Source organism: Caballeronia hypogeia (assembly GCF_001544875.2).
Classification (GTDB): domain Bacteria; phylum Pseudomonadota; class Gammaproteobacteria; order Burkholderiales; family Burkholderiaceae; genus Caballeronia; species Caballeronia hypogeia.
On sequence record NZ_FCOA02000020.1, the window covers coordinates 128,014 to 148,520 of the forward strand.

Consider the following 20,507-nt stretch of genomic DNA (forward strand, 5'->3'; position numbering starts at 1 on the left):
CGCTGGTCACTTTAGTCAATTTCACTGCGGCTCCAACATCCAGTTGCGTCGACTCAGCAAAGTCTGCCCCAGTACGCTAAAAGCGGCAGTGGGCAGTTCTAGAAGCCGCTCCACGACGACTGCTGTCGGGTAAAACGTCTCGACCGCATCGGCGAGGATGCCCACCCCGATAAGTTCGACGCCGCGTGCGTGTAGATCAGCGATACGGGCCAGCAGATCAGTACGCAGGATGGCCGGGTTGCCATCTCCGGTCGCAGGATAGCCATCTTGCAAAACCATCAGAATGTGGCGGTGTGCGCGCCGCGACAGCAATCGATCTGCAGCCCAAGCAAGAGCCTCGCCGTCTGGGTTCTCGTGTCCGCATTCGATGCACGCAAGCCCGCTAAGGTCACCGGAATCGAACCTTTTGAAGACGCGAAGATCGAGTCGCTCGACGAACCGATTGAAACCACGAGGGGAGTGGCCCGCCGCTAGCCATTGCTCGTGGAATGCGCGCATCCCGGCGTCTTCAATCGAGCTGTATCCGAGCACTTCGCAGGGAAATCCCAGCTGAACCAACGCGTCTGAGATTGCGGCTACGCACATGCGCGCGAGTTCGATCTTTCGACCGGCCATGGAACCGCTGAGGTCCAGAAGCAGCGTGACCGCCGCGTCACGCCCCGGACGCTTGTACCGAGAGCGGAACGGCGTGCGATATGCCGGAGATGTTGCGAGCCGCGCCAATGAGGACCGATCGAGCTCCCCGCGCTCCTGTTCCCGCTTCCAGTGCGTCTGCTCGTCGACTTTCAGCGCACGTTCGAGGCGCGCCTTCAGCGTCCCTGTCTGTGCTCTTGCGGCCGCTCGCATTTTTCTCCAGATAGTAGGGTCTCCTTGCCCGGTCAGGTCCGTAATCTGGTCGAACTGCGTTGTAATTGGAATTGAGCGAAGAGGCCGCTCAAAAGATTCGACGCTTGTTGGAAGGGCATCGGCGTCGCCCGAGGGCTTGGCGACGGGATCACTGGCATCGGAGACCGCCGATGCGTGCGACGGCGGGCCATCTAGCGTGTCATTGCTGCTATCAGACGCGCGCGAGTCCCAATCAAGTCCCTCGGCAAGCTCGCATGCCTCATGAGACTCGCCACTCGAAGTGAACATCATGTTGTTGATCTTGCCCGAGCGAAATGCCGCGACCCGCTGAACAATTTGTTCTGCAAGACGAATGCTTTCGCCTGTCGAGGAACTGGACTTGGATCTTTCGAGAAGATCGTTCAATAAATGCAGTGTGGAATCGAGTGAGGCGCTCTGCTCGGCGGTTGTGGGCTGTTCGTCCCAAAGAATCCGCTCGATCCGCCATCGAACTTTTTCAATCCACGGAAGTTCCGTCCAATGCTGTAGAACATCGCTTTCCGTATGCCTGCGAAAGGACGAAAGATATGATCGGGCGCCAGGATACGACTCAGCGAGGGCGCTGACTGCGCGCCAATCGTCGACGACTTGTGCAATGAGCCTTGTTCCCGTTGTTGTCCCGTCCAGCGTTGCACTGTTGCAGTGCAATCGCCGCGCGGCCAGCATATCCATGTAGCCTGTGAGGATGTCGACGGAGACGGAAGGCTCGCGCAGGCTATCGGGCAAGACAAGCACATTTCCTTCTACCGCGGGACCTTGAGCACCAAAACGAATCTCGATATCGTCCGAATGCGTGACGATCCGGGCGAGCTTCTCGACGGTGCTCAGCCTGTCATCCTCATCCGGCCTGGAATTGGACCCCTTGACCACGATCAGTCCTCGAGCGCGATGTGATGCCGGATGATGTTGCGAATCAGGGCAGCATCTTCCGCGCTGACTTTCGCATAAATCGTCGATCCCGCAGCCAGTTCAGGATCCGACGTTCTGAGCATTAGCTCGGTCCAATCGAGCAATCGCCTGGTCGAGAACGCGCCTGCGAGGTCCTCGCGAGCGAATGCATCGCGACAGTCGGCGGCAATGGATGCGAGCGTCTGCGCCATGGCTGGTGTGAGTCGTTCGCCGAACGTGCGCACGAGCACCAATGCCTCATTAGCCGGGCTTAGGTAGTCGATTTGATGCACGCGCCACCGGTCCAAGAATGCCTCGTTCATTACGTTGGCCCCTTGGTAAAGATGACGATACTCGCCCATCGCTCCTACGGCATTCGCAGTAGCGAACAAACGGAAGGACGGGTGCGGGACGACGACTTCGTTTCCCTTTTCCTTCAGCAACAGCCGCCCGCCTGGCTCCAGAACGGCGGTCAGCACTGCGAGGATGGCGGGCTCCGCAAAATCGACCTCGTCGACTATGAGCCAAAGACCTTCGCGCATCGCCGTGGGCAACACCCCGTCGACCCAAATTGTCTCTCCTCCCTTCACCGTCCAGAAACCCACGAAATCGCCAACGGTGGTCTGTCCATTCATGTTGGATCGCAGAACACCTTGATTGGTGTGCGCAGCAACCTGTTCGATGAGGCTGGTCTTTCCCGTTCCCGTATGTCCGATCAGCAGGATGCGCCGGTTCTCGACGATATCCCATAACACGTTCTCGGACCTGGCAGCAAACAGGTAGCTCGGGTTCAACGGCGGAACGAGCGGACCGCCGTTTCCCACGGGCAATGAAACGTTGCCAATCCTGTGAATGACGCGGAGCTCGTCGGTGCTCGCTTTGTGCATTGAGACCGCTCGCCGCAGGTCTGCAAGGAACGTGGATCGGTTCGGGGAGGGCGATTCGTGGTTGACCGTCTGCCTCACAAAACCTTCTCGATGCCATTTTTGCAACTTGGCTTGAAGATTGTCGAGATCAACAACTGTATCGACGCGTGCGGCACCAACGTCGCGCCGATGGACGATGCGGTACATGTGCGGACGATCCGCGTGGGAGACGGTCCATTGACCTGCAGCCGCATCGTCCGGTTGCCAGTAGACACCCAGCAGTGACTGGTCACTTCGCGAGGTTTCGGGGTTCGTGCGCATGAGCCGTTCGAAATTTGCAATTTAGGCTTGGAATCTATCCTACCAACGCGCCCCGAAGGTCTGGCACAGCTCAGCTATCGCTTCATCGCCCAGCGGTTCGACCGAACGACCCGTTGCGAGCCATAGTGCGGCGGTCTCTTCGAGTTCTTCCAGTGCATAGGACGCCTGGGAGACGGACTTTTCCCACACGACCGGACCCGATCGTTCGAGGAGCACCGCGCGGACCTCTGCAGCAAGCTTCGCAACCTCGTCCGCTACTTCCGATGCACCGGGCCGACGGTATGCAATCAACGGAACGTGCCCCACTTTCATCACATAATAAGGCGTGATCGGCGGAAGCACATCGCTCGGTCGCCATACTCCTGCAAGCGTCAGTGCAACAAGATTCGTCGAGTGGGTATGTACGACCCCTTTAGTCTCAGGCGAGGCCTCATAGATACGCCTGTGCAAAGCGAGGGTTTTTGAGGGGCGCGATCCTGAAAGATGTTGGCCGTCAAGCCCGACCTTTGCGATGTCAGCCGGATCCAGGCGGCCAAGGCACGCATCGGTGGGAGTAATGAGCCAGCCATCTTCCATACGCGCGCTGATATTGCCCGCACTCCCGACTGTGTATCGACGACTGTACAAGCTGTTTCCAACGTCGCAGATTTCTTCGCAAAGTTTTGATTCGACGCTCATGGCCTGAGAACTCCAAGAAAGTAGATGTGAGCAAGTGACTGGCGAAAAACCAACGCATTGGTGATTGTACTACATTGATACACGATACAATTTATTGCACAATACATACGGTTGGAGAACCGACCCATCCTCACTCAAACCCAAGAGGCGAAACCGCATGACTTCGATTGTGGATGTGATTGGCCGTGAAGTTCTTGATTCGCGAGGTAACCCGACTGTCGAATGCGACGTGTTGCTCGAATCGGGCACGATGGGCCGCGCGGCGGTTCCGTCCGGCGCGTCCACTGGTTCGCGCGAAGCCATCGAACTCCGCGACGACGAACCCGGCCGCTACAACGGCAAGGGCGTGCTGAAGGCCGTCGAACACATCAACACCGAGATTTCCGAAGCCATCATGGGCCTCGACGCCTCGGAACAGGCTTTCCTCGACAAGACCCTGCTCGAGCTCGACGGTACGGACAACAAGTCGCGCCTCGGCGCGAACGCGATGCTCGCCGTGTCGATGGCCGTCGCCAAGGCCGCCGCTGAAGAAGCCGGCCTGCCGCTGTACCGCTACTTCGGCGGCTCGGGCGCGATGCAACTGCCGGTGCCGATGATGAACATCGTCAACGGCGGCGCGCATGCGAACAACAGCCTGGACATCCAGGAATTCATGATCGTGCCGGTGAGCCAGCCGACGTTCCGCGAAGCGCTGCGCTGCGGCGCGGAAGTGTTCCACGCGCTCAAGAAGATTCTCGCCGAGCGCGGCATGAGCACGGCAGTGGGCGACGAAGGCGGCTTCGCGCCGAACTTCGGCAGCAACGACGAATGCCTGTCGACCATTCTGCAAGCCATCGAGAAGGCGGGTTATCGCGCGGGTGAAGACGTGCTGCTCGCGCTCGACTGCGCGGCGAGCGAGTTCTATCACGACGGCAAGTACCAGCTCGCGGGCGAAGGCCTGCAACTGTCGTCGACCGAATTCGCGGACTATCTGGCTACGCTCGTCGACAAATTCCCGATCGTCTCCATCGAAGACGGCATGCACGAAAGCGACTGGGACGGCTGGAAAACGTTGACCGACAAGCTCGGCAAGAAGATCCAGCTCGTCGGCGACGATCTCTTCGTCACGAACACGCGCATCCTGAAGGAAGGCATCGAGAAGGGCATCGCGAACTCGATCCTGATCAAGATCAACCAGATCGGCACGCTGACGGAAACCTTCGCAGCCATCGAAATGGCCAAGCGCGCGGGTTACACGGCGGTCATCTCGCACCGCTCGGGCGAGACCGAAGATTCGACCATCGCGGATATCGCCGTCGGTCTGAACGCCGGCCAGATCAAGACGGGTTCGTTGTCGCGCAGCGACCGTATTTCGAAGTACAACCAGTTGCTGCGCATCGAGGAAGATCTCGGCGATATCGCGAGCTACCCTGGCAGAACAGCTTTCTATAATCTGCGCGCGCTAAACGGCGTCCTTACGATGCCCCTTCTAATCGATCATGTCGAGGTTCACTCCGAATGGGAAAGCAGTTCGTATTAGGCAACTGGAAAATGAACGGCTCGTCGGTCGCTAACGCCGAGCTCCTTAAAGGCGTCTTGACGCAAGAAGCAGATCCGCGCATTAGCGTCGGCGTATGTGTTCCATCGATCTACATTTCGCAAGCGCAAAGCTTGCTCGCAAATACAGGCATTGCTTTGGGGGTCCAAGACGTATCAGCGCATACCTCGGGCGCCTATACGGGCGAAATCTCGGCTGACATGGTCGCTGAGTTTGGCGTCTCTTACGCGTTAGTTGGCCACTCTGAACGTCGATTCCATCACCGGGAGTCGTCGGACGTGGTCGGCCGCAAAGCAGCAAGATGTATAAGTTCGGGAATCACCCCCGTGGTCTGCGTCGGCGAGACATTTGAGGAAAGGCAGGCCGGTGAGACGAACCATATCATTGAGCGACAACTGACTGCCGTATTGGAAAGCGTTGGGTCAGAGGGCATCGAAAAAATCATCGTTGCGTATGAACCCGTGTGGGCGATCGGAACCGGCCTAAGCGCGAGCGCCTCACAAGCGCAAGAGGCGCATGCATTCTTGCGAAGCATTCTTCAGGAACACGCACCGAACGTGGCAAGAACTCCGATCCTTTACGGCGGGAGTGTGAAGTCATCATCGGCGTCGAACATCTTCGCGCAACCCGACGTTGACGGCGGCCTCGTCGGCGGAGCTGCACTGGATGCTGCCGAGTTTCTCGCGATTATCAACTCGTTCCCCGCAGCCGTGTCATCCCACAATGCCTAAGGACGGAAGGTTGCGGTCATCAGCGAATTGCTCGGCCGGAGACATTCGACACCGATTGCCTCTCGGGCAGCGGTTCGTCACAGATCTGCTGCTGAGGGCTTATCTGTCGCTCGCAGTCTGTCGTGAAGGGCAGGGAAGCAAGCACGCCATCTATGAGATGGTCCGCGCCACATACCTGTCTTACCTTCTCTGGCAGTCCGGCATTGGTAGGGCGGAGTACTCGCAATTTAGCGCTGCGGAAGAAGCCTTGGAGCGTGTTTCCCAAGATGCTCATCATGGACTCGGGTGTGGAGTTGATGAAAGTGGGGCAAGTGCTATCGCTCGCGTTTTTGTGACTTTCTCCACACAACTGTCAACCGTCCCATCAGGCGTTTTCCTAGATTGTTATGCCCGCCTCGACGAATTGCTCCGAGTCAATATAGCCTCTTCGGCGCATTGACTCGCAAACTCAGTGTCGAGAGATTGCAGCTTGTCCCATCCCCAGTACTCGACCGGACCTTGTCCCGGCGGCCTTTGAATTATAGGAATTGAGATGAACGACATAATCCGCGTGACTGAGTCCGAAACAGAAGGACGGGCAGCATCGCACGCAATATCTCGTCAGCCCAACATTGCTGCGCAACGCTACATTTCGTCTCCTTATGAATTGTTGCTTCAGCCCCCCATGGCGGCACTCGCAAGCAACACCTCCGACCGTGCTGACGTTCGTTCAATTGCGATCCTCGGCTACAACTGAAATGAGGGAACCATATGCATCGCATCGTTATTGTAGGAGGAGGCGCTGGTGGCCTTGAACTGGCTACTCGTCTAGGCGACACTATGGGCAGGGAACAAAAAGCGCTCATCACGTTGGTGGACGCCTGCCCAACCCATGTCTGGAAGCCGCTTCTTCACGAAGTTGCTGCGGGAAGTCTCGATGTCGATGCGCATCAAATTGAGTACGCTGCTCAGGCGCACTGGCATCATTTCAGTTTTGCGCTAGGCGAGATGGTAGAGCTCGACAGTGGTTCGCGTCGACTCCGCTTATCCGAGATTCGCGACGACGAGCGACCGAACGAGGTCGTCCTACCCACACGCTGGATTGAATACGATACGCTCGTCCTTGCGCTCGGTAGCCGCACTCACTCTTTTGGCATAAGCGGCGCCGAAACTCACGCGGTTACCATGGACACACTTGAACAAGCGGAACGGCTTCGCAAGAGGCTGCTGCATACCTGTGTTCGAAATAATGCGTTGAAAGAAGCCGGCCTTCACCGCACCGTCAAGATTGCAATTATCGGCGGGGGAGCCACGGGTGTCGAACTCGCAGGCGAGCTAAGGAGGATGGAAGAGAGTTTCCGGAAATTCGGCCTACACGCTTCGGAACCGACGGGCGACTTCGAGATCACCGTTTTTGAGGCTGGGACGAGGATTCTTCCCGCGCTGCCCGAACGGATATCGGCGATGGCCCAGCAAATGCTTCAACAGCTAGGCGTATCAGTTAGCTTGTCAGACCCCATTGTCGAGGTGTCCCGAGACCAAATACGGACGAGAAGCGGGCATATTGCAACTACTGACATCGTAATCTGGGCTGCCGGCATTAAAGCCCCAGCAGTATTGGGATGTATCAATGGCCTTGCTGTAAATCACATCAACCAAGTGACGGTCGACGGCAAGCTACGAAGCGTCAGCGATGATAATATTTTCGCACTGGGCGACTGTGCGAGTTGCAGTTGGACGAACGACCGGAGCGTGCCTCCTCGCGCCCAAGCAGCACATCAGCAGGCCGTATATCTTGCCAAGGCAATCAGTGCTCGGGCCCGCGGAATGGCGATCGGTGACTTTCACTACACCGACTATGGTTCCTTAGTCTCACTTGGATCCTCAAAGGCGATAGGCCATTTGATTGGTGGCTTCCCCGGCGCGAGCCTGCTGCTTGAGGGCGGGCTCGCGAAGCTGATGTACACCGCGCTATACCAAAAACATCGGACTGCAATTTCCGGGCTGAGGCGTACCATAGTCGATGTTTTGGCACATCGTCTTAGACGCATGGCGCGCCCAAGAGTGAAACTTCACTGATCCTTACCGGCGCTTGCGCCGGCTTTTCTCTCTCGGCGAAAAGCTGGGACTGGCGTTTGGGCTGTCTCAAAATGCAGAGGGCTCCACCGTTGTTGTCTGATCGAATAGATTTCGTCGAGCGCCGGTCCTGACGCCCGCGACGACTATCACCAGCCGTCTGATACCTCAGTCAAGCGTCAACATGCTTTGGAAGAACTTGGCGGTTCCGCAGCGATCCGCAAACCCACCACCGTCGCCCCCGATCTTCAGGTGCGGCCCAAAACACTCATAAGCTTTTTTACTGCGCTATCGGGAGTAGACAGCGTCGGTCGCCCGGTCGCCTGTTGTGCTTGGGCTTGTGCCGTTGTCATTGAAAATTGAGCGAAGCACACCACGTCGAACCCCGACAGTTTCGAGCAAGTTTCAACGATCAGATGGTCGTGGCGCTCTTTGTCGCCGTGCTGAATGGCGTCCCAAGCGCCGTTCACCAGGAATGGCTCAAGAACCAGAGTGCGGCCAAGAGTTGCGGCGTGAGCCTGAAACTCAACACTGATTGGTGCGAGCGCCGGTTCGAACGTGGCGACCAAGGCGATACGTGAACCGAGTTCCACCGCTTCTTCAATCATCGCTTCATTCGGTTTGAGCACCGGCGCGATGACCGAGGCCTTCGCAGTCTCAATAGCTGGACCGAAAGCGGAACAGGTGAACAGAACAGCGTCAGCGCCACTCCCTAATGCGTACTGGGTCAACTGGACAAACCGAGGTGCCATGGCGCTGATATCCCCGCTCAGTCCACGAAGATCGTCGGTGAGCGAATCCTCCAGCAGGTTGTAGATTTTCGCGTCGCTCCACAAACGCTTAAAGCTGTCCGCGATGGGTTGAATTGACAGCGGCGTCGCGTGAATCAAGCTGATACGTGGATGTTGACTCGACATGGTGAAAATCCAAGATTGTTTTTCGTTACCACAATAGTACAACAAACGTAAAGAAATCGGCCAGCCGAACAATCAAGCACCTCCGGTTTTGTGCTGTTCGCACGTAAGTGGAAGGCGGGCTCAGTGTTAACGCTAGCTTAAACATTGTTCTATGTGAACGTACAGTACGAAATTACCATACTTTCACAAGAAGGAGGAGACTGTGACTACACGTAGGTCAGTACTGAAAGCGATCACATCCGCAGCAGCTGTCGCCGCGTTTCCCGTCGGTGCTGTCGAGAAGCCCACCGGGAAAAGATCGCGTTATTCGATGCCGGCACACGCATGTGACTGCCACTCGCACATCATCGGTCCATACAATCGCTATCCGATGGTTCAGTCACGGGTGTACACGCCCCCCATGGCTTCGGTCGACCAGCTTCGTGAGATGCACGAGCAACTCGGGATCGAGCGCTCGGTCCTCATCCAGCCTAGCTTTTACGGAACCGATAACTCTTGCTTATTGGACGCACTTGAACAGTTGGGAAGTAGCGCTCGAGGAATCGCAGTGCTACCTGAAAGCACGACTTCCAGTGAATTGGACCGTTATCGTGCGGCTGGGATTATGGGCTTGCGAGTTAATCAGACGGGCGGTGCGAAGGATCCGACGCTTCTCAAAGGAGTCCTCGAACGCGCCGGTAGGCAAGCTGCAGAGCTGGGGTGGCATGTCCAAGTATATCTGCCGATGAAAGTCATCGCGTCCTTGGCACAGACGATCCAAAGCTCGCCAGCACCGTTCGTCTTGGACCACTTCGCCGGCGCTGACGGATCAGGAGTAACTCAAGAAGGCTTCGATCGAGTCAAGGGCCTTATAGAAGATGGAAAAGCGTTCGTTAAATGGACCGCTCCGTATCATGAGGCCACCGCCCCCGGGTACGGACGTATGGGCGAACTAGCGGCAGCGTTCATCAGGGCGAACCCGAAAAGAATACTTTGGGGAAGCGATTGGCCGCACACTGATTCAAGAAGAGTTGCCGGTCGGAAAAAAGATGACATTAGCCCGTTCTATCCGATCGACAATGCGAACCTTCTAGCGCGCTTCTTCGAATGGGTTCCTGATTCGTCCACACGCAAGTCAATTCTCGTTAGCAATCCTGCATCTTTGTTCAAATTCGCTTAGCGCATCTCAAACCCGTGTTCAGCGGATCCGACTTTTGCGGTCGTCCTCAGACGAAAACTTCGAGCAAGCTCAACTTGAACTGTCGGTCGAGCACTGCTCGCGGTCACTACGCCGTCGAGAAGCGAAGCTACCGGTTTCATCCAATTTTGGGTTTGACATAAAGGAATTTAACACTCCTCCATTAGGAGTCCTAATACATTTGATCGGGGAGCGCAGCAGCGCCTCTGCTCCATCAGTCGGGCACGACCAACAGCAGAGCGTCTCGCTTGACCGAACGGCGGTGACAGGCGTTGTATGTGGTATGGGGCGTGTAACAGACGCGAGGTTACAGGTCGCTCACGTCCGCACCATCAATCTTTCCGTCGATGATGTCCTCGCCTTGCTGCCACGCGGCACGTCGTGCGGCGCCGAAATCCGAGATTGACGCCGTTAGCTTCAACCGGAATACGCGGCTCGCGCCGGCTACGCCCGCAGCTTCTTGCCGGCACACCCGTACAGCGACGTCGTAGCCTTCATCATAGCGGGAGTGCCGGTCGAACCGATCGAATGTGCGTTCGAAGACAAGGGGATAGAGCTCGAAGCCCTTGTAGATGCGAGGTGACAAGGCTGACATGAGCTTTCTCCAAGGGCGTGCCCCACTATACGCGCGAATTCGCGCCCGAATTAAATTTTTCGCAGGTGGTGGTCCGGGTCGGCCGAGTCAAACGTTTTGACTATCCGCAGTTGTCAACCCAGCTTTGGGCCCAACGAGAGGAGTGTCGGATTGCCTCATGCTCGCTGGCGAAATAGTCGAGCGAAAAAAAGCGGTACTGCGCATCGGCAGACCCCGGCCGCAGCCGTTCCAACAGGAGGTCCGACGAAAACGAACCGTCGGGCAGGCGATGCGCGGATGGATGAACGGCGTAGCCGCGGTAATGATGATCGGAATTTTGTGTTTGCATTTTATAGTTCTGTATGGAGGCTTACGCGCGCCGCGCCCGATGATGGGCGCACTGATCTGCATCCGGTGCACGTGTTGTTGCGAGCGAGGGCGTCTGGTAGCGCGTCCTACGAGGGTATGACGAAACGCTGGTGACGGAAAGGCGGGTTCGCGTGAGGTCAGGCGAGAAGTCCCAGCGCCCACGTCGGGACGCTGGGCAAAACGGTGCGTTACAGCGGCTTGATATTCGCTGCCTGTAGACCCTTGGGGCCACGCTTCGTTTCGTAGCTCACTTTCTGGTTTTCAGCGAGGGTCTTGAAGCCTTCGCCACTAATTTCGGAGAAGTGCGCGAAAAGATCGTCGCCGCCACTGTCTGGGGTGATGAAGCCAAAGCCCTTGCTGTCGTTGAACCACTTTACGGTGCCGGTATCCATGATAATCCTTGAGAAAATAGCGATTTGCTCCACGAGGAGCAGCGGAAGCATCAAGGAAGGAGAGGGCAACGAATACCGCAGAGGGGAACGGAACTATTGATGAACAGCAATCGAATTCTTGAACTTTCGCGCCTTACACTATCACTGCGGCGTCGGTTCGTCAAGGAATCCGTTTTTTCACATCGTCGACTCACACGATCGCCGGCTGCACCTGGCCCATTGAGATGGCTGTAGCCGCTCAGGGCGGATATTTCAGACGTGTCTCCGATCAAATAGCGCATCAGCGGCGGGCTCCATAACAACCGGGACAGGTCTCCATGCCGTTGGGCTACAGTGTCCCTCTCGGGCGAGCGTGACATGGATCGCGTTAGAACCGGAGTGCCGAACCTTTTTTTGGAATTCTTTCCTCGACCGGATTCTGGCTCGCTGCGAGGTTTGAACGGCGGGCCGGACGAGCGGTGCCTGTCGACAAATGGAGGCGCATCTCTTCGAGCAAGTGCGAGAAGCCTCGAAGTCCTCGATCTTGAATAAGAGCCGCATGGTTTTTCATTGTGTTCGCCTGGGTCATCGTTCAAGTTGCATCTACGCACGTCTGAAGTGATCGACGTTCCTGAGTTTAGCAGGTCGCGATTCGTGGCTTGTAGAGTCGTCATACCCGCAGGGAGACGCTGCGACCTTTAGAGAGTGGAGGCAGCTGATTCTGACTTACAGGAGAAGGCGGAGGCCGGTGGGCCCTGACTTTGCCGACAGCGACGACGAATCAGAGAATCCGGACCCGGAGGCCCCACGCAGCGAGAGCCGATCGAACCGTTGCGCTCACCCGGCGCGCGGGACTTGGCACCGGATCGTGCGGATGAAGCCATTCATATGCGGATCAGAACGAGCCGCGCTGAATTAATCATGCTGAACGCGCTGGCGCAGCCTACGCGAAGTTGGTGTTCGGCGATGACTTGCTCAGAAGCGCCGACGGAACGTGGGAAGTGTTGTCGTGACGCTGTTGCAGCATATGGTCGGCCGACCCTATCAGGGCGTCGAAGAAATGAGGCAGCACGGAGCGTCAAACTTTTGGAGGATGCGAAACGATCTTCGAGGCGATGTGCCGCAAGTTGGGGCGTCGGTAACACTGGTCGTACGGGTAAGAGGACGATCATCGTCCAAACGTTGAGACGGTACAGCGTCATAGAGAAAGACGGGGGTTCCGACACGGGACGGCGACTACGCATGAATTTCGCTATACAAAATCTTTTAACGGCGTAGGATGGATGCATCCAGAGATGCCAAGCGCCTCAGAGAGCCAAGCGCCCGTTCGCAGCATGCGTCAGCGCTCAAACGCTGGCTCTGAACGGGATCAGCCTCAGATCGGAGACCGTGCAACGCGGTCAAGTTTGTCAGCATTGCCGATACTGTTCCGCGCACCTTTACCTATTTTGCCGCATGAGTGCGGCGCGAGATCATTCAATGACAGCCGAAATCCGCCTTTATCGTGGCCTGGAAATTTATCCGCTCGTCTTTCCGCATCGGCCCATCGGCGCCCGGCAGGCACACCACCACGACGACGAATTTGATGCTGCCGTGCGCATTCAGGAACCATCGGCGAAGACCGGAATAGCGCGCGGTCGTGTTTTCAAGGTAAGTCCTGACGAGCCGTTCCAGAGCGCCGGCGACGCGCGGCGCGCATCGATTGCATACGCCGAGCAGATGATTGATACGAGTCCGCAGGCGAGGACATTCCTTGACTAGCACTGCGAGTGCGCTCGCTGCGTCAAGATCTACACGGAACGGCCAGCACGATGTGGGCCGCTTCAATCGAGACCCGGTGGGGCGCCTGGTGTAACAACGAGAAATTGCCGCGATTCAGAGCTTCTCGCGGCGATCAGGGAGGAAACGATATGCAACTCAACACCTGCAACTTTCGCATCGATCCGACGCCACGCCGGGCCGATGGCGAGTATATGGCGCACGCGCGCATTAGCACCAACCGTGAGGACGGCGCTGAAACGGAGCTTTTTGTGAGCGGCGACCTCGCCGGCTTCGACCGGCGTGACGAAGCCATTGCCTTTGCGAAGAACTGGGCGCAGGAATGGCTTCAAGTTCGTTTTGGTTGAAATGATCTCGATAGATCGAGACGCCGCGAATTCGTCTGCGAAGGCCGCCGTGCCTCTGCCTAACGTTCGCCTATCAGCAAAGACGCCTGTCGCGAAAAGAGAATGACCAGTTCCCATCGAAAAGAAACGGAAGATTCGCACGCAGACCCGCAAAAAGTCCGCGTCACCACGGCTAAAAGGGGCAGGTTGTCCACCGCAGTCTCCCGGCGTGCGGCTGCGGACCCGCTGCAACTAGACCGGCAGCCAGGTACAGACGAACAGCAACGGGCGCTACGCGCCTTGATCCGTGTGGGCAAGGATCAAGGCTTTGTCACGCATGCGCAAATCAGTGATCATTTGCCCAGTGAGCTTGCGCAACCGCGCGAGCTAGAAGATATTTCGCGCACCTTCCATGAAATGGGCATCGCCGTTTACGAACATGCGCCCAACACTGAAACGCTGCTGTTCGACGACGCGGTTCCGATCGACATCGCCGACGATCAGTCTGAGGAAGACGCCGAAAACGCGCTTTCCGCTGTGGATGTCGAATTCGGCCGAACGACCGATCCAGTGCGCATATACATGCGCGAGATGGGCGGGAAGAAGTTACTGACGCGCAAGGCCGAGGTTCAGATTGCCCGATCTATCGAACATGGTCTTAATGAGATGATTCAGGCCATCGCGTCGTGTCCCCCGACCATCTCGATGATCCTCGCAAAGGCCCAGCAGGTCGCGGAGGGTAACCTTGGCATCGAAGAACTGATCGACAGTATCGATGACAAGGGCATGTCGGCGGCGACGGAGGTCGACGAATCGGCGCGCGGCGATAGCGAATGCGATTCTGAAGCCGGGGACGACGCAAACCCATTGCGTCTGACGCAACTCAAGAACGACGGACTCGCGCTCTTTGCGCGGGTGCGCGAGTGTGTTGATCAGCTACGCGAAGCGGGAGCGGGCCCTGCTCAGAACGCTCAAGAGACCATTCGAAAGGAATTTGCGCGGGTGCGCTTCACAGCCCGCACAGTCGGCTTGGCTTGCGACGACATGCAGCAGCGGCTGGCGCAAGTGCGGCAAATCGAGCGGCGAATAGCGAGCATTGCGATCGACCGGTGCGGCATGCCCCGTGAGCGGTTCATTGCATCGTTTCCCGGCCACGAGACGGACCTCGACTGGACCACCAAAACCGCTGCGAAATCGCTCGATTATGGCGCTTCCCTGGAACGCAGCGTGGCCGCTGTTCGGGCCGAGCAATACCAGTTAATGGATATTGAACGGCATGCGGCGATGCCGATTCAGCGGTTAAAGCAAACCAGTCGACATTTGCTTGCGGCTGAATCTCGCATGCGGCGCGCAAAAAGCGAGATGATTGAGGCCAATCTGCGGCTCGTGATCTCGATCGCCAAGAAATATGTGAATCGGGGCGTACATTTTTTGGACTTGATTCAGGAAGGCAACATCGGCCTGATGAAGGCCGTCGACAAGTTCGAATACAAGCGCGGCTGGAAATTCTCGACTTATGCAACTTGGTGGGTTCGCCAGGCGATCACGCGCGCGGTCGCGGACCAGGCGCGCACCGTCCGCATACCCGTGCATATGGTGGAGATTATCAACAAGCTCAACCGGATTTCAAATGAGCTTCGGCAGCACACTGGCAAGCCCGCGCTGCCCGCAGCTTTGGCCGAACGTATGGAGTTACCAGAGGCTCAAATCCGGGGCATTCAGAAGATGGCGATGCATCCGATCTCGCTTCAAACGCCGGCGAACGATGACGCTGACGCAACGCTCGGGGACCTGATTGAGGATGCGAACGTGGAATCGCCTCTTGAGGTCGTCGTGCGGACCGGAATGCGTGTCGCCATCGACGATGCGTTGAACGCGCTTTCGCCACGCGAGGCAAGAGTGCTTCGCATGCGCTTCGGCATCAATGTGCCCACCGAATTCACACTTGGCGAAGTAAGCTCGCATCTGGGCGTGTCGCGGGAACGCGTTCGTCAGATCGAGAGCCAGGCTATCCGCAAGCTGATGCATCCTAGTCGCGCAGATAAGCTACGCTCGTTCATTGATCGCTAGACATTGGGGGCGTCAACGCAAAGGTTCGCTTTTGACCTATCAACTGTCCTTACAGCGAGGAGAAAATCGTGCAAGAGAGCGACATCGTAGACCGTTTGTTTGCTGCTCACGTGACGATCGTTATCCACTACAGGGGTTCGCAATGTCACGGATGTTAAAAGTTGGAAGCCATGAATTCCACGTTGTTGTTCAACCGCTAGTTGCCGGTGGCTTCACTTACGCATGTGTCGACGTTGATTTGAGCGGGCCAAACGTCAGCGAGATTCGTTACGACAGCCACCTTCGCTTTGAGACTGAGGACGAGGCCTACGAAGGCGGCTCAGCTCACGCGCGACGCCAGGCGACGAAGATGAGGCGATGAAGGTCGTAAGACTTCTTTGAACGCCATTGACCCAAACGTAAGCGGCTCGGCAGGGCCGGTCCCCGATCCGCGCGCGCGTGGGGCATGATGTGAGAGCGTGGGGAGGTCCGGGTAGATCACATGAGATCGTTCCATGATCGTGGACACGATCTATCTGGATCTACCCGGTCAAACTGTGGGCGTGGGCGCAGCGGCCGGCTTCAGTTTGTCGGCCACGTTCCAGGGAAGCAGTTCGTCGACGCGGTTGACCTTGTGGTCCGCAATATTTGTGAGCACGTATTCGAGGTAGGCACGTGGGTTGATTTCGTTGAGTTTGCACGTACCGATGAGACTGTACATCGCCGCTGCACGCTCACCGCCGCTGTCGGAGCCGACGAACAGGTAGTTTTTGCGACAATGCACATAATTGCATTGTCGCAATAATGCGCAGCCGGAAGTTATGCGGAGTCCATCACTGTCGAAGAATGCCTTGCGAGTCGCCGAAGCGATCCGCAAGGATTCGCGGTTCGGCGAGCTACGCATAATTACAGCGACTCCAGGAACTGCAGGATGCGGTCCGGTGGTCGATATCGACGATTCTTTACTTGCGGCGGCTGAATCCTGTTCAACGCTTGCTCCTTCATTGTCAGATCAGCTTCCATATAGCCATGTGTTGTCGAAGGGCTTTCGTGTCCCAGCCACAAAGCGATGACCGACAGGTCGACGCCTGATTGAAGTAGATGCATGGCAGTCGCATGCCGAACCAGATGAGGAGAAACGCGCCGTCTGGCGAGCTGCGGACATTGGTCCTTCGCGCGCGTTACGGCAATTCTCATCCGATCGGCGACATTGGAGCGCGTCATTGTGTTTCCCGATCGATTTGGAAAGAGCCTCTGACTTGATGCATCCTGGATCTGCGGCAACCACGCCTTGATGAGCCTGGCCGTGGATCGCCATAAAGGTACCGTTCGTTCTTTGCGTCCTTTGCCAAGAATATGAACGAAGGGTGACGTACCCAGGACGACATCACTGACGCGTAGTGCCAGGATCTCCGAGACGCGCGCCCCCGTGTTATACATCGTTGCCAGCAGAACCCTGTCGCGTTGGCCCGACCAGGTGTCCGGGTCTGGCGCCGTTAACAGTTGCTGAATCTCGTCGCGTGACAGGAATCCGACCATAGGTTTATCGCAACGCTTCATCGGCACGGAGAGTGCGCGCTGTATAACGGCCAACGACGCGACGTCACGGTGTGCCGCGTACTTCAGGAACGAACGCAACGCTGCGAGTCGAACGTTACGGGTCCGCGTGCTGTTGCGCCGCTCAACCTCGAGATGTCGCAGAAACGCCAGGATCAGCGGCGCATCCATGTCCGACAGCGTCAGATCAGTTGGGGACCTGCCAAGGCGATCCGATGCGAACTGAAGAAACAAACGAAACGAATCGCGATAGCTCGATATCGTCTCCGCGCTCACCGCACGTTGCTGCATCAACCGTTCGACGAAGAAGTCCTGCAGAAGCGTCGCGAAGGTAGGAACCTTGCAGGCTTTAGTCATGACGTACCCCTTCGGCAAAGCATGCAAATTTCTGGCTCACGATTTCCATGAGATCGGGAACCGCAGTCAGATACCAGTAGGTATCGCTCGGCTTCACGTGCCCCAGATATGTCGACAGCGCAATCATCCGGTTGTCGACGTTCACGCCGTCCTGATACCACTTGAGGATGCACCGGCACACGAACGTGTGGCGAAGATCATGGATTCGAGGCAACGCGTGGTCACCCCGAGAGGTCCACCCGAGTTGCTCGCGAATCCGCCCGAACACCCAGTGCACTGTTCGGGCCTGCAACTTTCTGCCATCAAGATTCACAAAGAACGAATCGCACGGCTCTGCGGCGACGACCAGCACACGGCGAGCAGCGTAACGCTTCATCGCCAGAGTTACGGTAGGATGCATCGGAATAAGGCGCGATTTGTGAAACTTCGTCTCACGCACCGTGAGCGTACGCTCGGCAAGATTCACGTCGTCTCGCGAGAGATTGATGGCTTCCGAGATACGCATGCCGGTTGCCGAAATCAAACCAAACAACGCTTCATATGTAAGCGGTCTGATCGAACCGACGGGTAACATCGCCGCCGACGCCGTGAGGAGTTCGCCGAGCTCCTGCTCCGTGTAGATGTGCGGTGCCAGACGACGATGGGCCCGCCCGCACAATTCGCGTCGCGGAACAACCGTATCGGGATAGAACTGCCTGAGATACTTCGCGAAGGGGCGCATTACCTCGATCCGACGCGCCCAGGTAATGGACCTTTCGCTCGGTGTCGAGTGTGCCCAGGCAAGGGCCAGACTTTCGGTGATCGGACCGCGGTGGTTCACCGTATTCGCGAAGCGGGCGAAGTTCATCAGCACCTGCCCCGAGATCACAAGGTCGAAGCCGAGACAGCGTCGCTCTGCGAGATACGTTTCCACCAGCGATACCATTGTGTGTGCCGATTTGACGGGACGCTTCATGATTTGCTCCCCGGCCAGGGAAGCGCCACGGCCTCCAGGCTTCGCAGGTCGATCTTCGTGTAGATCGCGGTGGTATCGATGCTCTGATGGCGCAGTACGTCAGCCACTTCTTTCAACGACGATCCGCAACGAAGCAGCCGTCGGGCAACGCTGTGCCTCAGTAGATGGGTTCCAGAGCGGTCAGTCCAACCGCAACGGACATATGCGTCATGCACGGCCTTGTGGAGGCGGCCCGTTCCTAATGGAAGGTCAGCAGGTGCGTAATGGCGTACAAAGACTGCGCGGGAGGTTGTCGTTGCCCGTCGGCCTGACCGGATATAGTCGGCGATCGCATGACCGGTCGGCTCCGGCAGCGGAATGATGTAGCCCCGCCGCGATTTGGTGCGACGGATTTGCAGCGTGCCTTCGCGCCAGTTTAAATCGTCGAGTTGGATCTGCACGACTTCCGCAGCCCGCAACCCAAGATCAGCTAGACAGCGCACCATGGCGTAATCACGTAAGCTTGCCGCAGTCTCGCGATCGAAGGAGTTCAGAAACTGCTCGATCGCGGCGTCAGAAAGCGTTTCAGGCAGCGCCGCCAACCTCCATCCAGCCACCTTTGGCACAGCTGCGATCAACTCTTCGACCTGATCGTTATATTGCATGGTCCTGAATCGCAGATAACTGCGCAACGTTACGCCCGCTACGTGAGCGGCTCCAGCATTGCATCCGTCAGGGTAGTGCGTAACGAAACGACGAATATCCTGAATCGTTACCAGCTTCATGTCTATGTGTTTTCGACCAAAGCGCTGATGCAAGAAATCGCGAATGATTCGCCCGCGCTGATATCGCGTGCATTCCGCTAGGCCGCAAACGTCCCTGAGATGGTCAGTAAAGCGACGCACCTCCTGTTGCACCGAGTCCGATTCCGCCCGCAGAAACCGCGGGACAGCGCACGCGCCCATGACGACCAGCAAATGCCGAAGTGCAGCATTTACGTCCGCCCGACCCCTTGGAATCGGATCGGGGCATGTACACCGCCGCAAATGATCGTTCACGAAGCTGCAAACAAGTCGATCGTCGACGCGTGCTACGGCTAAACGGTGGGTTGTAAGCCAATACGCAAAGTGCGCGACGCACCTTACGTAGATGTTGATGGTACGAGCCGCGTAGCCGGTATCAACGAGATATTCGCAGTAGCGCGCTGCGAAGGGAGAAAGGACGCTGCGCCACAACCACGCCTGAGGCTGCGGTCGAAGAGGAACCAAGCCGATCATGATGATTCTCCTGAATGGGTTACAACCCAAACAGGAAAGCACCTTTTTATGTGCAGTTTCCTGCAAGCGACAGATCTCTGCAAGGCGCGTCGCACCGGTGCGCGTGACGAGCCGGACGACGCAAACTCCGCATAATTTTTAGCTGCGCATTATTCCTACCCAACGCTACACAGCGCAGGGCATTTTCCGCGAGCACGTTGCTGATCTCGGCGCGTCCGTCCTCGCAGTAGAACGTGAGGGCCGCCCAGTGGTTCAGCGAGTAGTTGATCGCGCCCGTGAGCGTGGACTTCTTCGACAGCGTCGCAAGCTTGGCTCTGATCGTCGATTCGAACGTGTTGAGCAGGGGCTTACTCTTCTCCTGCCGCACACGCAACCGGTCATCGGGAGGTTTGCCGCGAATGTCAGCTTCGATGCGGTAGAGCTCGCCGATCATCTCGAGCAGTTTCTGGGTATCCGGAGTCGGCGTACGCTCGTGAACGTCGAATATGTACCTCCTCGCGTGATCCCAGCATGCCGCTTCGAAGACGTCGCCGCTTGCGTACAGCTGATCGAAGCCGGCGTAGGCATCCGCCTGCAGGATTCCCTTGAAGTTGGCGAGATGCGTTTGCGGATGAACACCCTTGCGGTCCGACGAGTAAGTGAACCAGACTGCCGCAGGTTCCGCCGAGCCCGAGCGTCGATCGTCGCGCACATAGACCCAGAATCGGCCGGTTGTCGTCTTCTGGTTGCCCGGTGTGAGGACGGGAACCGTCGTGTCGTCGCCATGGAGCTTGCCGGCAGCCAGCACGTAGCGCTGGATCGCCTCGACCAGCACCATGCAGAGTTCAACGATCTGGCCGACCCAGCGGCCCATGCTGGC

17 protein-coding genes and 3 pseudogenes are annotated in these 20,507 nt (G+C 57.4%); 8 read left to right on the forward strand and 12 right to left on the reverse strand.

From position 1 onward, the window contains the following. Window positions 1–21 precede the first annotated feature (21 nt). Genes AWB79_RS25425 through otnC form a run of 3 tightly spaced genes read right to left on the reverse strand, consistent with a single transcriptional unit; the run spans window position 22 to window position 3,638 of the window. Window positions 22–1,755, reverse strand: a complete 1,734-nt coding sequence (locus AWB79_RS25425) for a cobaltochelatase CobT-related protein (protein WP_232471007.1) — start codon at window positions 1,753–1,755, stop codon at window positions 22–24. Between the two features lie 2 nt (window positions 1,756–1,757). After that, window positions 1,758–2,960 carry an ATP-binding protein gene (locus AWB79_RS25430; protein ID WP_061170197.1) on the reverse strand — a complete coding sequence of 401 codons (1,203 nt, stop codon included), beginning with the start codon at window positions 2,958–2,960 and terminating at the stop codon, window positions 1,758–1,760. A 39-nt stretch (window positions 2,961–2,999) separates the two neighbouring features. After that, a complete protein-coding gene (gene otnC / locus AWB79_RS25435; RefSeq protein ID WP_061170198.1) occupies window positions 3,000–3,638 on the reverse strand; it encodes a 3-oxo-tetronate 4-phosphate decarboxylase in 639 nt (212 codons plus the stop codon). A 157-nt stretch (window positions 3,639–3,795) separates the two neighbouring features. Between otnC and eno the strand changes: the two are divergent. The 4 genes and pseudogenes from eno to AWB79_RS25455 all read left to right on the forward strand — a co-directional run. Further along, a pseudogene (gene eno / locus AWB79_RS25440) lies at window positions 3,796–5,076 on the forward strand (phosphopyruvate hydratase); the annotation flags it as partial. 59 nt (window positions 5,077–5,135) lie between these two features. After that, window positions 5,136–5,906 (forward strand): triose-phosphate isomerase, encoded by a 771-nt coding sequence (gene tpiA, locus AWB79_RS25445; RefSeq protein WP_061170199.1) that lies wholly within the window; start codon window positions 5,136–5,138, stop codon window positions 5,904–5,906. 532 nt (window positions 5,907–6,438) lie between these two features. Next, complete coding sequence (locus AWB79_RS39690) at window positions 6,439–6,642, forward strand: hypothetical protein (protein ID WP_157695847.1); 204 nt, start codon at window positions 6,439–6,441, stop codon at window positions 6,640–6,642. 14 nt (window positions 6,643–6,656) lie between these two features. After that, window positions 6,657–7,964, forward strand: coding sequence for an NAD(P)/FAD-dependent oxidoreductase (locus AWB79_RS25455; protein ID WP_061170201.1), 1,308 nt, complete (start codon window positions 6,657–6,659; stop codon window positions 7,962–7,964). A gap of 245 nt (window positions 7,965–8,209) precedes the next feature. On the opposite strand, the gene AWB79_RS25460 is transcribed toward AWB79_RS25455, so the two are convergent. After that, window positions 8,210–8,950, reverse strand: coding sequence for an aspartate/glutamate racemase family protein (locus tag AWB79_RS25460; protein ID WP_232471008.1), 741 nt, complete (start codon window positions 8,948–8,950; stop codon window positions 8,210–8,212). A gap of 238 nt (window positions 8,951–9,188) precedes the next feature. On the opposite strand from AWB79_RS25460, the gene AWB79_RS25465 reads away from it, so the two are divergent. Beyond that, on the forward strand, window positions 9,189–10,037 hold the full coding sequence (locus AWB79_RS25465) for an amidohydrolase family protein (RefSeq protein WP_082862463.1): 849 nt from the start codon (window positions 9,189–9,191) through the stop codon (window positions 10,035–10,037). A 325-nt stretch (window positions 10,038–10,362) separates the two neighbouring features. On the opposite strand, the gene AWB79_RS25470 is transcribed toward AWB79_RS25465, so the two are convergent. The 3 genes from AWB79_RS25470 to AWB79_RS25475 form a co-directional block, all read right to left on the reverse strand. Beyond that, window positions 10,363–10,650, reverse strand: a complete 288-nt coding sequence (locus AWB79_RS25470) for a hypothetical protein (RefSeq protein WP_061170204.1) — start codon at window positions 10,648–10,650, stop codon at window positions 10,363–10,365. A gap of 100 nt (window positions 10,651–10,750) precedes the next feature. After that, window positions 10,751–10,978 (reverse strand): hypothetical protein, encoded by a 228-nt coding sequence (locus AWB79_RS40595; RefSeq protein ID WP_074169426.1) that lies wholly within the window; start codon window positions 10,976–10,978, stop codon window positions 10,751–10,753. Window positions 10,979–11,186: 208 nt separating this feature from the next. After that, on the reverse strand, window positions 11,187–11,390 hold the full coding sequence (locus AWB79_RS25475; RefSeq protein WP_061170227.1) for a cold-shock protein: 204 nt from the start codon (window positions 11,388–11,390) through the stop codon (window positions 11,187–11,189). A 1,458-nt stretch (window positions 11,391–12,848) separates the two neighbouring features. Between AWB79_RS25475 and AWB79_RS25480 the strand changes: the two genes are divergently transcribed. The 3 genes from AWB79_RS25480 (at window position 12,849) to rpoD (ending at window position 15,544) form a co-directional block, all read left to right on the forward strand. Next, window positions 12,849–13,130, forward strand: a complete 282-nt coding sequence (locus AWB79_RS25480; RefSeq protein WP_061170205.1) for a hypothetical protein — start codon at window positions 12,849–12,851, stop codon at window positions 13,128–13,130. A 149-nt stretch (window positions 13,131–13,279) separates the two neighbouring features. Then, window positions 13,280–13,495 (forward strand): hypothetical protein, encoded by a 216-nt coding sequence (locus tag AWB79_RS25485; protein ID WP_061170206.1) that lies wholly within the window; start codon window positions 13,280–13,282, stop codon window positions 13,493–13,495. Window positions 13,496–13,597: 102 nt separating this feature from the next. Further along, entirely contained in the window at window positions 13,598–15,544 is a 1,947-nt protein-coding gene (rpoD, locus tag AWB79_RS25490; RefSeq protein WP_061170207.1) for an RNA polymerase sigma factor RpoD, read from the forward strand. Between the two features lie 529 nt (window positions 15,545–16,073). Here the strand turns inward: rpoD and AWB79_RS38485 are convergent. The 5 genes and pseudogenes from AWB79_RS38485 to tnpC all read right to left on the reverse strand — a co-directional run. Continuing rightward, window positions 16,074–16,298 (reverse strand): annotated as a pseudogene (locus AWB79_RS38485) (transposase domain-containing protein); the annotation flags it as partial. A 131-nt stretch (window positions 16,299–16,429) separates the two neighbouring features. Next, window positions 16,430–17,437, reverse strand: coding sequence for a site-specific integrase (locus AWB79_RS25500; RefSeq protein ID WP_061170209.1), 1,008 nt, complete (start codon window positions 17,435–17,437; stop codon window positions 16,430–16,432). After that, the gene (locus tag AWB79_RS25505; protein WP_061170210.1) at window positions 17,430–18,392 is read right to left on the reverse strand and encodes a tyrosine-type recombinase/integrase; all 963 of its coding nucleotides are present in this window, start codon (window positions 18,390–18,392) and stop codon (window positions 17,430–17,432) included. Before AWB79_RS25505 ends, AWB79_RS25500 begins: the two co-directional genes overlap by 8 nt. Continuing rightward, window positions 18,389–19,156 (reverse strand): tyrosine-type recombinase/integrase, encoded by a 768-nt coding sequence (locus AWB79_RS40600; RefSeq protein WP_232471009.1) that lies wholly within the window; start codon window positions 19,154–19,156, stop codon window positions 18,389–18,391. Before AWB79_RS40600 ends, AWB79_RS25505 begins: the two co-directional genes overlap by 4 nt. Window positions 19,157–19,796: 640 nt before the next feature. After that, a pseudogene (gene tnpC / locus AWB79_RS25515) lies at window positions 19,797–20,507 on the reverse strand (IS66 family transposase); the annotation flags it as partial.

Excerpts from the sequence above, each read along its gene's own strand:
- AWB79_RS25430 (WP_061170197.1), bottom strand. The coding sequence starts at position 2,960 with ATGCGCACGAACCCCGAAACCTCGCGAAGTGACCAGTCACTGCTGGGT.
- AWB79_RS25500 (WP_061170209.1), bottom strand. The coding sequence starts at position 17,437 with ATGACTAAAGCCTGCAAGGTTCCTACCTTCGCGACGCTTCTGCAGGAC.
- AWB79_RS25465 (WP_082862463.1), top strand. The coding sequence starts at position 9,189 with ATGCCGGCACACGCATGTGACTGCCACTCGCACATCATCGGTCCATAC.
- rpoD (WP_061170207.1), top strand. The coding sequence starts at position 13,598 with ATGACCAGTTCCCATCGAAAAGAAACGGAAGATTCGCACGCAGACCCG.
- AWB79_RS39690 (WP_157695847.1), top strand. The coding sequence starts at position 6,439 with ATGAACGACATAATCCGCGTGACTGAGTCCGAAACAGAAGGACGGGCA.
- AWB79_RS40600 (WP_232471009.1), bottom strand. The coding sequence starts at position 19,156 with ATGAAGCTGGTAACGATTCAGGATATTCGTCGTTTCGTTACGCACTAC.
- tpiA (WP_061170199.1), top strand. The coding sequence starts at position 5,136 with ATGGGAAAGCAGTTCGTATTAGGCAACTGGAAAATGAACGGCTCGTCG.
- AWB79_RS25480 (WP_061170205.1), top strand. The coding sequence starts at position 12,849 with ATGACAGCCGAAATCCGCCTTTATCGTGGCCTGGAAATTTATCCGCTC.
- otnC (WP_061170198.1), bottom strand. The coding sequence starts at position 3,638 with ATGAGCGTCGAATCAAAACTTTGCGAAGAAATCTGCGACGTTGGAAAC.
- AWB79_RS25475 (WP_061170227.1), bottom strand. The coding sequence starts at position 11,390 with ATGGATACCGGCACCGTAAAGTGGTTCAACGACAGCAAGGGCTTTGGC.
- AWB79_RS25505 (WP_061170210.1), bottom strand. The coding sequence starts at position 18,392 with ATGAAGCGTCCCGTCAAATCGGCACACACAATGGTATCGCTGGTGGAA.
- AWB79_RS25470 (WP_061170204.1), bottom strand. The coding sequence starts at position 10,650 with ATGTCAGCCTTGTCACCTCGCATCTACAAGGGCTTCGAGCTCTATCCC.
- AWB79_RS40595 (WP_074169426.1), bottom strand. The coding sequence starts at position 10,978 with ATGCAAACACAAAATTCCGATCATCATTACCGCGGCTACGCCGTTCAT.
- AWB79_RS25485 (WP_061170206.1), top strand. The coding sequence starts at position 13,280 with ATGCAACTCAACACCTGCAACTTTCGCATCGATCCGACGCCACGCCGG.
- AWB79_RS25455 (WP_061170201.1), top strand. The coding sequence starts at position 6,657 with ATGCATCGCATCGTTATTGTAGGAGGAGGCGCTGGTGGCCTTGAACTG.